The organism is Anabaena sp. EIM26 (assembly GCF_057568715.1).
The window spans coordinates 4,267,577-4,280,144 of sequence record NZ_CM172472.1 but is presented as its reverse complement, the minus strand read 5'-3'; the positions used below and the strand labels follow the sequence as shown (position 1 = coordinate 4,280,144).

The following is a 12,568-nucleotide window of genomic DNA, read 5'->3' as shown; positions in this document are numbered from 1 at the left end:
AAGTGAACACCAGGCCATTTGCGTCTCCAGAAAATCAGGAGTTGCTTGTCAACCGTTATCAACTTAAGCAGTTAATCGGTAAAGGTGGCATGGGTGAAGTTTTTTTAGCACACGATATTTTGCTAGGAGGTACACCAGTTGCCATAAAATTTTTATCCCAGACTGTAGTTAACCCAAAAATTCAAGCCAGCTTTAACCGGGAAGCTCTTTTGAGTGCTGCACTGAGTCAAAAAAGTATACATATTGTGCGGGCTTATGATTACGGTGTCAGTCAAAATGGTAAGCCATTTTATGTAATGGAATATCTATCTGGCAAGATTTTGAAGGAATTAATCCCCATTTCTTTGCCAATGTTTTTCACTTTATTACGCCAGATTTGTTTAGGCTTACAGTGCGCTCATCAAGGAACTAAAATTGACGGCATCAATTATCAACTAGTTCATAGAGATATTAAACCAGCTAATATAATTGTGATTCCTGATCCAATATTGGGGCAATTAGCCAAAATTTTAGACTTTGGGATTGCAAAATTTTTAAATTCTTCAACGGCAATTCACACTAAAGGGTTTCATGGAACCTTACCTTACTGTTCACCAGAACAATTAGATGGGGAAGAATTAGATGGTCGTTCTGATATTTATAGCTTGGGTGTGATGATGTTTGAGATGCTGACAGGACAAAAACCTTGGCAGCCAGAAACTAACTATTTTGGTGCTTGGTATAAAGCGCATCGTTTTGAAGCTCCAAAAGCGATCGCTGATGCAAATCCCTATATTCAAGTGCCTCAGAAGTTAAATGATTTAATTATGGCTTGTCTGGCCAAGAAGCCGGAAAACCGCCCCCAAAATATAGCCCAAATTTTGCAGGTATTGAGTGATGTAGAAAAATCTAGTCAACAAAAAGCAAGCATAAGTTTAGCTCATTCATCCACTTCTAATCGTTCCTTGGTTTCTAAATCTCCCGGAAAAATCACCAATCCCTATGAGCATCTTGTTTGGCCTGAAAATAAACCCATTCAGGAAATTGTTTTTCCTCAAATGATAGATACTGCCAAAGGATATGTAGCGGCTTTGTGGCTAATGTTACCTCAACAGGAAATTAAAAATCACGCCCATACTAACCCCTACAACCAGTTTATCTTTATCACCTCTCCCCATCCGATGCTGCTGTGGTTAACAGTACTTTATCATCGGGAACTAGGCCCTAAATGGTTGCCCTGTTACCTAGATATGCAAAATCCCCAGAATCTTCAGATGATATCAGCATTAGCAGCAAGTAAATCTTACCCTTTGATTTTCTTCACTCTAGAACCAACTCATAAATGTTTTAGCGTTATTAGAAGTGCCATCTCTCCCATAAAAGGCCAAAAATTGACGACTTGGATTCAACAAAGTCAGCAACTACCATCTTCTTCTCAACCCCAAGTCAGCAAGAAGCTGTTGAAGCAACAGTATAAATTAATGCAATCTCAAATATTACAAAAAATAGAATCAAAAACTAAGATAGTTGGATAATTAGTCAGTATATAGCATGAAGCCTAAGCCATTTTCTAGGTCGTTTTAGACGTGCTAATTAATCGTTGCTAATTCTAATTTAAAGTCGCAATTAGATACAGCGGATTTCACTGCTAGGTATGTACCTCCTAGCGGGCAAGATGCCCGCACCACAAGAGTTTCATTATTCAAGTTTGTATCTCATTTAAATGAAATTCGCTGTAGTTCGTGACTTATGTGCCTTAAAAATACGAACAACCAGGCTGTACGTATACATTTTACTACTTTTTCTTCTGGAGAGTAATAATTTCGATGGGAGGATTGCAGACGGAGGGAAGCATCTTTACACCAAGGAAAGTCTCCCAGTTGGGAAACAGGAAAATCCAGTTTCCGTAAAAACCGCCGTCCAAGAGTTAAAAGAGGTAAGTAAGCCACGTAAAAAACCATCTGTTACTTTTTAATATTCGAGCTTTGCTAATACTTTTGCTAAGTCTCTGATTTACTCAGCCCTGCTGAGTCTTTTTTCATTGCTTAGTCTAAACTCCAGTGATTATCTTTTATGTTACTACCTACCTAGATAGCTAATTATCTAACTACTTGATTTTCTCTGAATTGATATGTTACTCTGTATTCATCCTTAATCTACTCTTTGTCGATAGACTTACAGTAATTAAATTATGGAGTGAGCAAACACACTCTTGATAATCTGAATTTTTAGTAACTGGAAATCTTCTTTTATGCCAAAAAATTGGTTAGAATTGCACGATTTTGACAATACTAAACCCAAATTATAGCAGCGTCTAGAAATCGTGCGGTAATATATTTCTTGTAGTTTGGATAACTTCCCAACAGGGAGAATTTGCATAGTGAGTCTTTATGCAGGTGATGGATTCGTGCTAAAGATGTATATAGCGTTTATCGGTTGAGTGAGGTACAACAACCCCACCCCCAACCCCCTCATCGCTTGCGGGGAGGGGGCTATGATGTATCTCATGTGATAAAGAAACGCTATATGCAAAATTAGTTGAAATCAATCCCCAGTTAGCTGCACATAAACGTGCAACTATAAAATCATTAGGTTTAACAAAACAAATTGAGTTTATTAACGATGATGCAAATGCTTTTCGATCATCACGCAGATAAGGTTTTAGCATCTTTTTATTAATTTTGTATTACACAAAGAGAAATAAGAATGAGTGACATAAAAAAAGTTAGTGATGACCTAAGTATTGCTGAACAAATTTCATCTGAGCAAATGAAAGAATTAGCAACAGTCGATTTGAAATCTGTTTTGAATTTAGGTTCGCCAGATGAAAATGATTTTCTGGATCATGAACAGCAACAGGCAGAAAATACAGGATTAGAATTAGAAATGCATCTATCGCGTTCAGTGATAATGATCACCAGATTTATTAATTCATAAAAATTCAGTCCAGCTAATTTAGCGTTCACTAATAAATATGAAAAACATAGAAGATTTAAACAGGGAAATAGAACAGAATCCTAATAATTACAACGCTTATCTACAAAGGGGATTAATCTACATTGAAGACCTAGATGCTGGTATAGTGCCAAATACAGTATTTTCTTTTAAAGACTACAGCAAAGCTATTGAGATTAATCCAGATTACGCTACTGCTTATGTTAATCGCGCAGAGATTTATAAGTTTTGGGGAGAGATTTTAGCTGAGTATCAGTCTTTATCCAAAAATCCCGACTGGCTGGTGAAGGCAACATACCACCTAAAAATTGACTTATCCCAGTGTTATCTAATGGCGATAGCCGATTATACAAAGGCACTCAAAATAAATCCAAATGATGTAGACACACAACAAACTAGAGCAAGATTGATGCAAAAACTATTTTTAATTTAGCAGTTAGTAGCCATACATCCCTGATATACCAAACAAGCTAACTTAACCAATACCAGGGGAAACGCATCTAAATTTTATTGACAAAATACCGTTTTAATGTATAAACGAAGAAATCCAAATTTATCGTTTGATTGATTTTTTTAGAGTCATGGTGATGGGCTAGATTATTATCAATAAGTAGGCATTAATGCGAATATTTTGGTCATTATTGAGATTAAAATGTCCTTATTGCTAAGATGCGTTTCCCCTTCGGTGGGAAAGGTTTCATTTTAATTCTCGCCCTAGTCACAAAGAGTTAGAAGCTATCATATGTGTCATCGGCGACAAATAATTTAGTCACTTTACAAATATGGACGGTATTGGATTCGAACCAACGACCCCATCGATGTCAACGATGTACTCTAACCAACTGAGCTAACCGTCCTTAACTAAGCCTTATCAAATGTAGCATATTTTTTTCTAAAATACAAGAGCAAACCCTAAATAAACAAAAACTCCGTATCCTCAGACCGATTCCACGAAGTTGCCAAAAATTAAACAAAATTAAATTGGTGAATGGACATCAACTCACTGCAATAGTCACACCTATACTCTCATTTCCCAACCTATCTACTGCACACACTGCATAGGTTCCAGGTTGCACAGTCGCAAAATTAGTACCAGTAGATAAAATTCTTTGAATTATCCAACTATCGCCACTTTGACGGTACAGCGTCCAAGAACGTACAGGTTGATTATCACCTGCTTCCCAGTTAAGTCTACCGTTTTGGAATTTTAGTTCTTTAGGGGGAGATGGCGCTATTGTGCTTTGCCATGACATGGTAGGAACTATTGCAGGTCTGGGATAATAGGCATTTTTAAATTGGTCAGCAATGCCTTGACGATTTTCAGTTAAAGAACTCATGCTGAAGAAAATATTGCCTAAGGAAAGTTTACCTGCTAAGTTGCGAGTAATGATAATCTGCTTTCCTATCTCTTCATTTTTCCAGGCTTTACCGTCTAGTTGTCCAATATTGTTACCTACGTAAATGTGTCGCTGTTTGGTATTGGCTTCTGTCCACCATTTGAGTAAGACTTCATAACTCTGTTGTGTTTGATCGGTGCGCCAATAAAGTTGAGGTGCTAAATAATCTATCCAACCTTGCTGTAACCATTTTTTAGAATCGGCATATAGGACATTATAGGCATCTAAGCCCACAATACCTGCTGGTTGTCCGGGGCGATAAATACCAAAGGGACTAATCCCAAATTTAACGTGAGATTTGGTTTTTTTAATTCCCTGGGATAGGCGTAATACCATTTGATTGACGTTTTCCCGTCGCCAGTCTTCTAGGTTAAGTGTCCCACCGCTTGATTTATAAGCTGCGTAGGTTTTGTTATCGGGGAAAGTTTGACCGGATATGGGATAGGGGTAAAAATAGTCATCTAGATGAATGCCATCTAAGTCGTAGCGGCTGACAACATCAATAATGACGTTATAGGCTCTATCTTGAACGATTTTCGCGCCGGGGTCCATCCATAATTGATTTCCCCATTGATAAACGACTTCGGGATTAGTTATGGCTATGTGGGGACTGACATTAGAACCGCTTTTGGTGGTAGTTTTGGCGCGGTAGGGGTTGAACCAAGCATGAAGTTCGATATTGCGTTTATGGCATTCTGCGATCGCATATTCTAAAGGATCATAAAATGGTTCTGGTGCTTTTCCCTGAGTTCCTGTAATCCATGCACTCCAAGGTTCTAACGCAGAAGCATATAAAGCATCTCCCTCTGGTCGCACCTGCAAAACTAATGCATTAAAATTCAGAGATTGTAATTGTTGGATAATTGCCAGAAGTTCAGTTTTCTGCTGGTCTACAGACAATCCCGCTTTGGAAGGCCAATCACTATTCCATACCGTTGTTACCCAAGCACCCCGAAACTCGCGGCTATGACTTACCTTGACTGTATTCGTGGGTGTAGAGACAATATTTGGTGGAACCACAATGTAGTCAGAAGCAATTTTTTCTGCTTTTCCCTGATATACCAAAGCTTGATAGACCATCACAGCCACATCTGCACGAGTAGCAGCTATTTTGGGATTGAGTAATTTGATATTGGGATAACTAGCCACCCAACCGACACGAGATGCGATCGCAATTTGATTTATAGCATAGTTAGGAATAGCATCAGCATCTTGATAAATTTGTGGTAATCCTTTTACCAGATCAGCTTCAACCTTAGCAGCAATTTCCAAACCATTGACCATCGCAACTAAGACATCACCCCTAGAAATCCTTTCACTGATACCAAAACGCTTATCAGGATAACCCACCAAAAAACCTGTTTCGTAGACCTTTTTAATAGCATTAATAGCCCAGTGGTTATTGGGGACATCCACAAAAGGCACATAATCGCGTTTAACCGACTGAGTAAATACCGCGCCAATAATTGCAGCAAACTCAGCACGAGTCACAGAATTATCAGGGCGAAAAGTCCCGTCAGGATAACCATTTAAAATCCGACGTTGCGCCAAAGCCTCAATAAACGGACGCGCCCAATGATTTTGGATATCTGGAAATGTTGTTTTAGTAGATACCATTTTTCCCTACAGCTAGTTAATATTCACATCCTTTGTTAATTTAACAATTTTGCAGCTTGAAATTTGAGCTTGCTTAGTAAAAATGATACTGGGCTTTGATTACAGGTTTTTATGTATCCTTACCCTGTCCGTGTAGAACCAGAAAAGAAAGGGCATAGATGTATAATTCATCAATCAATATTATTTAGAGAATAATCATGTCAGAGTCTTTTACACAGGCTGCTGCACGACATTTACAAGATGCAAAGCTATTACTCAATCAGCAGCGATTGGATAATGCAGTATATCTTGCGGGTTATGTTGTTGAATGCTCATTTAAGGTATTAGTAGAGGTATATATTCCTAAAGATCAAAAAGCAGCCATAAAATATGGTCATGATTTAACGAAACTACAAGGTCTGGCAATGGATAGGCTTCGCTTAATGTATCCTGTGCTTGATATGCAACTTCCAACTTCTAGAACTACAGGAACAGTCTTAGATCAGGATCACCCAGAAAGGCGCTACTCTCAATCTGGTCGCTGGAATGATGTTGAAGCGGAAGAAGCAGTAAATAGAGCAGAACAAATTTATAATGAAGTTATTCCTAGACTTGTTTTAGATGGCAAAATATCAAGTGAGAATATTTAAAAAGTGATGATTACCTTTAGTGATACTTTTGATAAAGTAGAAGAATGCTTTCAAGAATCTGATATAAAATCAACATTGACAGCAAATCTTGAATCAGTAACTATAATTCGTGATGTTTATGGTAGGATAAGACTTTTTCTAGAACCTAAAGAAAATTTTAGTCCGGAAAAAACAGACATAGATAAACTAGGACAATACTTAGAACAAAAGCTGGATTCTTACTATGGCAAAGATATTTGGTTGCCAGAAGGAGAAAAAGATGGTTATAAAGCTTTGATTGCAGAAATTAAACAATGTAGGATTAATGATTATTGGAACGCTAATAATATTGTTCCTAACTTATATATACTAGAACGCCATATTGCTAAACAAGCATGGACTAACAAAAATTCAGGCGAGCCACCTTGGAAAATAGAACTGGTTGATCAAGGACATAAACCAGCAATTATTACTTTTTTTTCATTTAAAGGTGGTGTAGGTAGAACTACAGCCCTGGTTGCAACGGCACTCACGTTAGCTCGTAATGGACATAGGGTAGCCATAGTAGATTTGGATTTAGAAGCTCCTGGCTTATCCACAATCTTTTTTAAAGATAATCCTGTTGATTTTGGCGTTATAGACTATTTATTAGAGAAGAAGATTCAAAAAAATAATTGGTCTTTAAACACTCACATTGCACCAATCAATAAACAATTATTACTGGGAGATTTTGGAGAATCAATACGTTTAATCCCTGCCGGAATTGTAGATAATAACTACTTAGAAAAATTAGCAAGGCTAGATTTTCAGAATCTCATTGATCATGAATTACCTGATAATTTTCAGGATATGATTAATCAATTGGAAAGATTAGCTAAACCTCTTGATTTCATTCTACTAGACTCTAGAGCAGGATTTCATGATATTGGAGGATTAGCATTAACAAATCTGTCCCATGCCGCAGTTATCTTTGGTAGACAATCTCGTCAAAGTTGGGATGGATTAACTCATGTAATTCATCACTTATCTCGACCACTTGCACCAGAAAAAAGATTACCTGTGTGTTTAGTTCACTCTATGGCTCCTAGTTTGAATGATCCAAGAAGAAATGAGGAAGTGAGAGCATTTAGAGAACAGGCATATCAGATTTTTCAACAAAAATATTATGATAATACTGAAGTTGTACCAAATTTTAATGATACTGAAGCATTCTTTACACCTATTATAATTCCTTTGCAAAATGATTTACAAGGAGACATTTCTTTATTCGCTTCTGATGATAGTGAAGAAGAAGAATTACGCTTACAAGGCATTATTAATTTAATGACTAGTCCAGATTATCAAAATCTAGCTGAGAGAATTTGCCGCCTTTTCGGTAAGGAATTTGATAAAAGAAATGAGGTAGGAATATGAGTGGCTTTAATAAACAAAAACTTCTAGAATTAATGCAAAATATAGCTCCGGGAGCAGCAACAGCAGAGCATGAAAGTGATGATCATATAGATTTTCTGAAAAACTTTCTTCCAGTTCCTGATTACCGCCAAGCATTAGAACCAGATACATTTTTAATATTAGGGAGAAGGGGTGTAGGTAAAACAGAACTATTTCGTTTATTAGCTATTCCATCTGGACGAATTATACTCGTAGAAAATTTAAAAATTCGAGCTTTACCTCCCTTAGATAAAACAACATGGATTGCAACTTTTGGTCGTACTCAACAAAGAGGTAAAATATTTCCATCCCAGGAAACCATAGAAACCGTAATGCAAAATGCAAATAATCTTGATTGGCGTGCATTTTGGATTGGTCTGATGTTAGGAATTATTCTGCAACAAAATAATGAAGCATTAATTAGTGATTGGGTTGAGGTAATACCCTCATTAACTCGTCAAGCATTACTCAATAATTTGTCATTGCTATCAAATTGGTTTCCTCTTGTACGTCAAGAATTAGAAACAATTAATCATGCTCTAGATATGTTAGATGAAAAGTTAATTGAAGCTGATGAATGGTTATTTGTTACCTATGATAAATTAGATACATTGGTTAGTTCATATAATGAATTAGCTAAACCAATTCGAGAACTTTTAGCTTTTTGGTTGGATAGATGGGGACGTTGGGAACGAATAAGAGCAAAGATTTTTTTACGTACAGACCTTTTTCGAGAAGAATTTTTAGGTTTTCCTGATGCTTCCAAACTCAAAGCACATCAGATTAATCTAGAATGGAAACATTCATGGTTATATCAATTATTTTTCAAAAGATTAGCAAATTCTGGGCAAGAAATGGCTGATTATTTGCAGATTCTCCCCAATTTCATCAAAGAAACTAACACAGATTTAGGAATTATGATAGCTGGGGATGAATCACTTTTTGAATCTATAATTGAAAAAATCATTGGTAAATTCATGGGTGCTGATGCTAGAAAAGGCTATACATATAGATGGATTCCTAATCATCTCCAAGATGCTGGACGTAGAATTGCTCCTCGTTCATTTTTAAATCTGTTTTCATTAGCAGCAAGTCGTAGATTAGAAAAATTAGACGAACAACCTTTACCAGAAACTACATTGCTACATCCTTCAGACTTACAAGGTGCGCTCATGGAAACTTCTAAAGATAGAATTCGAGAGTTAGCACACGAAGAATATCCTTGGTTAGAATCATTAAAAACTAGCTTAAAAGGTCTAAGCGTTCCAATTGAAAAATCCATATTTTTAGAAGCAATAGCTAACACAGCTTGGAATGAACAAGCAGAAAAACTCCCATTCATTACAAAACCAGAAGAAGTTATAGAATATTTATTACAACTGGGAATTATTGAAAGTCTTTCTGAGGAACGGATTAATATGCCTGAAATTTATCTATATGGATTTGAGGTCAAAAGAAAGGGAGGAATTAAACGACCCAAATAATAGATAGATCACAAATAACTAACCAGAATTTTCCCTTAAATAAACAAACTAATGAATTTATTAGTAAAATCACCTCTCCCTAACTCTGCGTTTTATAAACCCATCACCTGACGATAATGAACCTCCATTTCCCCTACACTCTTCGACAGACGTGTTTTTTCCCATTCACTGCGGTTAAATAATTCTTGCCGCAACTCATCAACATTAATAGTCGTAAATTTACCATCAGCAATAATTTGTTTACCATGCACCCAAGCACTATCAACAGCATTGGTAGGACGACCTAAAACCAATAAACCAATAGGATCAGTACGAGGAAGCAATGATAAATTAGTGAAATCATAAAGAACTAAATCGGCTTGTTTACCAACAGTCAGAGAACCCAGTTGATCATCCATATTGAATCCTTTCGCACCACCTAAAGAAGCCATTTCTAAAGCTTCACGGGGAGTAATCCAATGTTGATAATCTATATCGGTAACATTATGTAAAATAGAACCAATTTTAATAGCCTCTAACAAATCCTGGGAATCATTACTAGAAGCACCATCACAGCCAAAAGTTACATTTACCCCCGCTTGACGATATTTGAGAATAGGGGCGATACCACTACCTAAACGCAGATTACTTAAAGGATTGTGAACAACTGTAGCTTGAGTTTTGGCGAGAATGTTAATATCAGAGTCGGTTAACCAAACGCAATGAGCTAGAGTTGTGCGATCGCTCAAATAACCAATACGCTGCAAATGTTCAACCGCAGTACAACCATATTTTTCCTGGGCTAGTTTTTCCTGGGCTTTAGTTTCCAATAAATGCGAGTGACGACAAAGATTGTAACGATTACTTAACTCAACACACCCCGTAAATAAAGCATCACTACACAACTGTATCCCCGTCGGTGCAACTAAAATATAGATCCCCTCATCTGGACGATGAAACAGCCTCACCGCTTCTTCAATAATTGCTAATGTTTCCGCAGTAGAACGAAAATAAGGTTCATGAATTTGGCTTGATTCCCCTGAAGGTATACCCGCACTGAGAGATTCATCTTGAATCAAAGGGGCAACAAAAGCCCGAATTCCGACTTCTCGATAAGCGCGAACGGCTGTGGCAATAGTTTCTAACTCTTTACCGGGAATTAACACCAAATGATCTACTACACTCGTTCCCCCAGAAAGTAAAGTTTCTACAGCCGTCCCCAAGGCGCTGAGGTAAACCTGTTCCGTATCCAAAGGGGCAAACTCATATAAATGTGCTAACCATAACTCTAACGGTAAAAGTGGAATTACTCCCCGTTGCCACATTTCCGAAGAATGGGTATGGGCATTAAAAAAACCAGACAGTAAAAGTTTATGTTCACCGTTAATTCTTGTACCAATCACATCTAAATTCGAGTCAATAGCGGTGATAATACCATTGACAACTTGCACATCTATAATTGTGTAACCATCTGTAACGGCAATTACAGCATTTTTAATAGTAAAGTTCATGATTTTAACCTTGATAAAGTAATTTAACTCTCAACTGAATTTCAAGTCACAAAGAAAAAAAATTATCTTGGGTGTTGACATTTATGAATCTACCAATTCGGACATTAGGCGTTGCACCAAATGCTTGGGGAGTAAATCAGACTTTTGCAGACATTACCCATCCTCAAAAAACCCCACAACCAGTTATCTTATCAACAGAAACCAAAACCTTGCGCCTTGACTTGGCAAAAGCTGCCATAATTGTTATTGATATGCAAAATGACTTCTGTCATTCTGATGGTTGGTTAGCTCATATTGGTGTAGATATCACCCCAGCACGTCAACCCATTGAACCATTACAAAAATTATTACCAGCACTACGCACTGCTGACGTGCCTATAATTTGGCTAAATTGGGGAAATCGCCCTGATTTACTCAATATAAGTCCTGCTTTACTACACGTCTATAATCCCAGCGGTGACGGTGTGGGATTGGGTGATCCTCTTCCCAAAAACGGTGCTAAAGTACTTGTAAAAGGTAGTTGGGCAGCAGCAGTAGTAGACGAACTCGAACAGCAACCAGATGATATTTGCGTTGATAAATATCGAATGAGTGGTTTTTGGGATACGCCCTTAGATAGTATTCTGCGGAACTTAGGAATAACGACAATATTTTTTACTGGTGTCAACGCTGACCAATGTGTATTAACAACTCTATGTGATGCCAATTTTTTAGGATATGACTGCATTTTAGTCCAAGATTGCACTGCTACCACTTCACCTGAATATTGCTGGCTGGCTACGTTATACAACATCAAACAATGCTTTGGTTTTGTTACAGATTCTTCAGCAATTGCCACAGCGATAAATAATTCATAATTCATAATTCATAATTCGTAATTAACAATCACCAATAACCAAATATTATGTATGCTACTCGTTGTGTCATTCCGGTTATCAAATCTCCCAAAGATTATCAAACATACCGCATTAGTCCCAATGAATCTAATCGGTTAGCAATTATTTTTGATTCGGCAATTGCTAATACTTCCTTAACTTGTTGTGTGGAAATATTTGATGTGGGTGGACAAACACCACCAAATCGTCATCAATGGGCATTGGAAATGTTTTTTATTCTCAAAGGTGAAGGAATTGCTATTTGTGATGGCAAAAGTGTACCTATTAAAGCTGGAGATAGTTTATTAGTACCCCCTACAGGTACTCATTTAATTAAAAATACAGGTGAAACTCGTCTTTATACGCTGACAATTATGGTTCCAAATGAAGACTTTTCTGAACTAATTCGCAGTGGTATACCTGTAGAATTAGATGAGGAAGATATGGCTGTTTTAGGAAGATTAGATCCTTTCAAATTGGTCTAAATTAAGTATTACTGAATCTGGAAAAGCTCTGTTGCTGATCAAAAACCTGCCCAGCAGAACTTGGATAAAATAAACTTTCATGCTTCATTATACCTGTTCTGCTACAAAGATTTTTGTAAGAATTCAGGATTCAGGAGACGCTTCGCAGACCTTTGGTTCAGAATGCTTATGAAATGAAGAATAGAGAAAGGTGATATTTTTAGGACTTACGCAAGATTGGACTCAAAACCTGATTCTTGGGTAGGGG

At 37.1% G+C, this 12,568-nt stretch carries 11 protein-coding genes and 1 tRNA gene; 8 read left to right on the top strand and 4 right to left on the bottom strand.

Annotated elements, in window-relative coordinates; genetic code table 11:
* Nucleotides 1–2 precede the first annotated feature (2 nt).
* On the top strand, nt 3–1,514 hold the full coding sequence (locus tag AC012T_RS18510; protein ID WP_487060202.1) for a serine/threonine protein kinase: 1,512 nt from the start codon (nt 3–5) through the stop codon (nt 1,512–1,514).
* Nucleotides 1,515–2,389: 875 nt separating this feature from the next.
* On the opposite strand, the gene AC012T_RS18505 is transcribed toward AC012T_RS18510, so the two are convergent.
* The gene (locus tag AC012T_RS18505; protein ID WP_487060200.1) at nt 2,390–2,647 is read right to left on the bottom strand and encodes a hypothetical protein; all 258 of its coding nucleotides are present in this window, start codon (nt 2,645–2,647) and stop codon (nt 2,390–2,392) included.
* 38 nt (nt 2,648–2,685) lie between these two features.
* Here AC012T_RS18505 and AC012T_RS18500 point away from each other — a divergent pair, with 38 nt between their 5' ends.
* Both AC012T_RS18500 and AC012T_RS18495 read left to right on the top strand, forming a co-directional pair.
* Nucleotides 2,686–2,916: a protein-tyrosine phosphatase family protein gene (locus AC012T_RS18500; RefSeq protein ID WP_487060199.1), complete on the top strand. Its 231-nt coding sequence runs from the start codon at nt 2,686–2,688 to the stop codon at nt 2,914–2,916.
* 37 nt (nt 2,917–2,953) lie between these two features.
* Entirely contained in the window at nt 2,954–3,367 is a 414-nt protein-coding gene (locus AC012T_RS18495) for a tetratricopeptide repeat protein (protein WP_487060198.1), read from the top strand.
* Nucleotides 3,368–3,717: 350 nt separating this feature from the next.
* Here AC012T_RS18495 and AC012T_RS18490 read toward each other — a convergent pair.
* A tRNA-Val gene (locus AC012T_RS18490) sits at nt 3,718–3,791 on the bottom strand.
* A 138-nt stretch (nt 3,792–3,929) separates the two neighbouring features.
* Nucleotides 3,930–5,948 (bottom strand): glycoside hydrolase family 10-like protein, encoded by a 2,019-nt coding sequence (locus tag AC012T_RS18485; protein WP_487060197.1) that lies wholly within the window; start codon nt 5,946–5,948, stop codon nt 3,930–3,932.
* A gap of 197 nt (nt 5,949–6,145) precedes the next feature.
* On the opposite strand from AC012T_RS18485, the gene AC012T_RS18480 reads away from it, so the two are divergent.
* The 3 genes from AC012T_RS18480 to AC012T_RS18470 are packed head-to-tail and all read left to right on the top strand — an operon-like array spanning nt 6,146 to nt 9,471.
* On the top strand, nt 6,146–6,577 hold the full coding sequence (locus AC012T_RS18480; protein WP_487060196.1) for a HEPN domain-containing protein: 432 nt from the start codon (nt 6,146–6,148) through the stop codon (nt 6,575–6,577).
* A 6-nt stretch (nt 6,578–6,583) separates the two neighbouring features.
* Complete coding sequence (locus AC012T_RS18475; protein WP_487060195.1) at nt 6,584–7,969, top strand: tyrosine-protein kinase family protein; 1,386 nt, start codon at nt 6,584–6,586, stop codon at nt 7,967–7,969.
* Nucleotides 7,966–9,471: a P-loop ATPase, Sll1717 family gene (locus tag AC012T_RS18470; protein ID WP_487060194.1), complete on the top strand. Its 1,506-nt coding sequence runs from the start codon at nt 7,966–7,968 to the stop codon at nt 9,469–9,471. The genes AC012T_RS18475 and AC012T_RS18470 overlap by 4 nt, the downstream gene beginning before the upstream one ends.
* 92 nt (nt 9,472–9,563) lie before the next feature.
* Here AC012T_RS18470 and AC012T_RS18465 read toward each other — a convergent pair whose 3' ends face one another.
* The gene (locus AC012T_RS18465) at nt 9,564–10,961 is read right to left on the bottom strand and encodes an amidohydrolase (RefSeq protein WP_487060193.1); all 1,398 of its coding nucleotides are present in this window, start codon (nt 10,959–10,961) and stop codon (nt 9,564–9,566) included.
* An 83-nt stretch (nt 10,962–11,044) separates the two neighbouring features.
* Between AC012T_RS18465 and AC012T_RS18460 the strand changes: the two genes are divergently transcribed.
* Together AC012T_RS18460 and AC012T_RS18455 are read left to right on the top strand one after the other, a co-directional pair.
* Nucleotides 11,045–11,818, top strand: coding sequence for a cysteine hydrolase family protein (locus AC012T_RS18460; protein WP_487060192.1), 774 nt, complete (start codon nt 11,045–11,047; stop codon nt 11,816–11,818).
* Nucleotides 11,819–11,865: 47 nt separating this feature from the next.
* A complete protein-coding gene (locus AC012T_RS18455) occupies nt 11,866–12,321 on the top strand; it encodes a cupin domain-containing protein (RefSeq protein ID WP_487060191.1) in 456 nt (151 codons plus the stop codon).
* Nucleotides 12,322–12,568 lie beyond the last annotated feature (247 nt).

Excerpts from the sequence above, each read along its gene's own strand:
- AC012T_RS18470 (WP_487060194.1), top strand. The coding sequence starts at position 7,966 with ATGAGTGGCTTTAATAAACAAAAACTTCTAGAATTAATGCAAAATATA.
- AC012T_RS18475 (WP_487060195.1), top strand. The coding sequence starts at position 6,584 with ATGATTACCTTTAGTGATACTTTTGATAAAGTAGAAGAATGCTTTCAA.
- AC012T_RS18465 (WP_487060193.1), bottom strand. The coding sequence starts at position 10,961 with ATGAACTTTACTATTAAAAATGCTGTAATTGCCGTTACAGATGGTTAC.
- AC012T_RS18505 (WP_487060200.1), bottom strand. The coding sequence starts at position 2,647 with ATGCTAAAACCTTATCTGCGTGATGATCGAAAAGCATTTGCATCATCG.
- AC012T_RS18500 (WP_487060199.1), top strand. The coding sequence starts at position 2,686 with ATGAGTGACATAAAAAAAGTTAGTGATGACCTAAGTATTGCTGAACAA.
- AC012T_RS18485 (WP_487060197.1), bottom strand. The coding sequence starts at position 5,948 with ATGGTATCTACTAAAACAACATTTCCAGATATCCAAAATCATTGGGCG.
- AC012T_RS18480 (WP_487060196.1), top strand. The coding sequence starts at position 6,146 with ATGTCAGAGTCTTTTACACAGGCTGCTGCACGACATTTACAAGATGCA.
- AC012T_RS18455 (WP_487060191.1), top strand. The coding sequence starts at position 11,866 with ATGTATGCTACTCGTTGTGTCATTCCGGTTATCAAATCTCCCAAAGAT.
- AC012T_RS18460 (WP_487060192.1), top strand. The coding sequence starts at position 11,045 with ATGAATCTACCAATTCGGACATTAGGCGTTGCACCAAATGCTTGGGGA.
- AC012T_RS18495 (WP_487060198.1), top strand. The coding sequence starts at position 2,954 with ATGAAAAACATAGAAGATTTAAACAGGGAAATAGAACAGAATCCTAAT.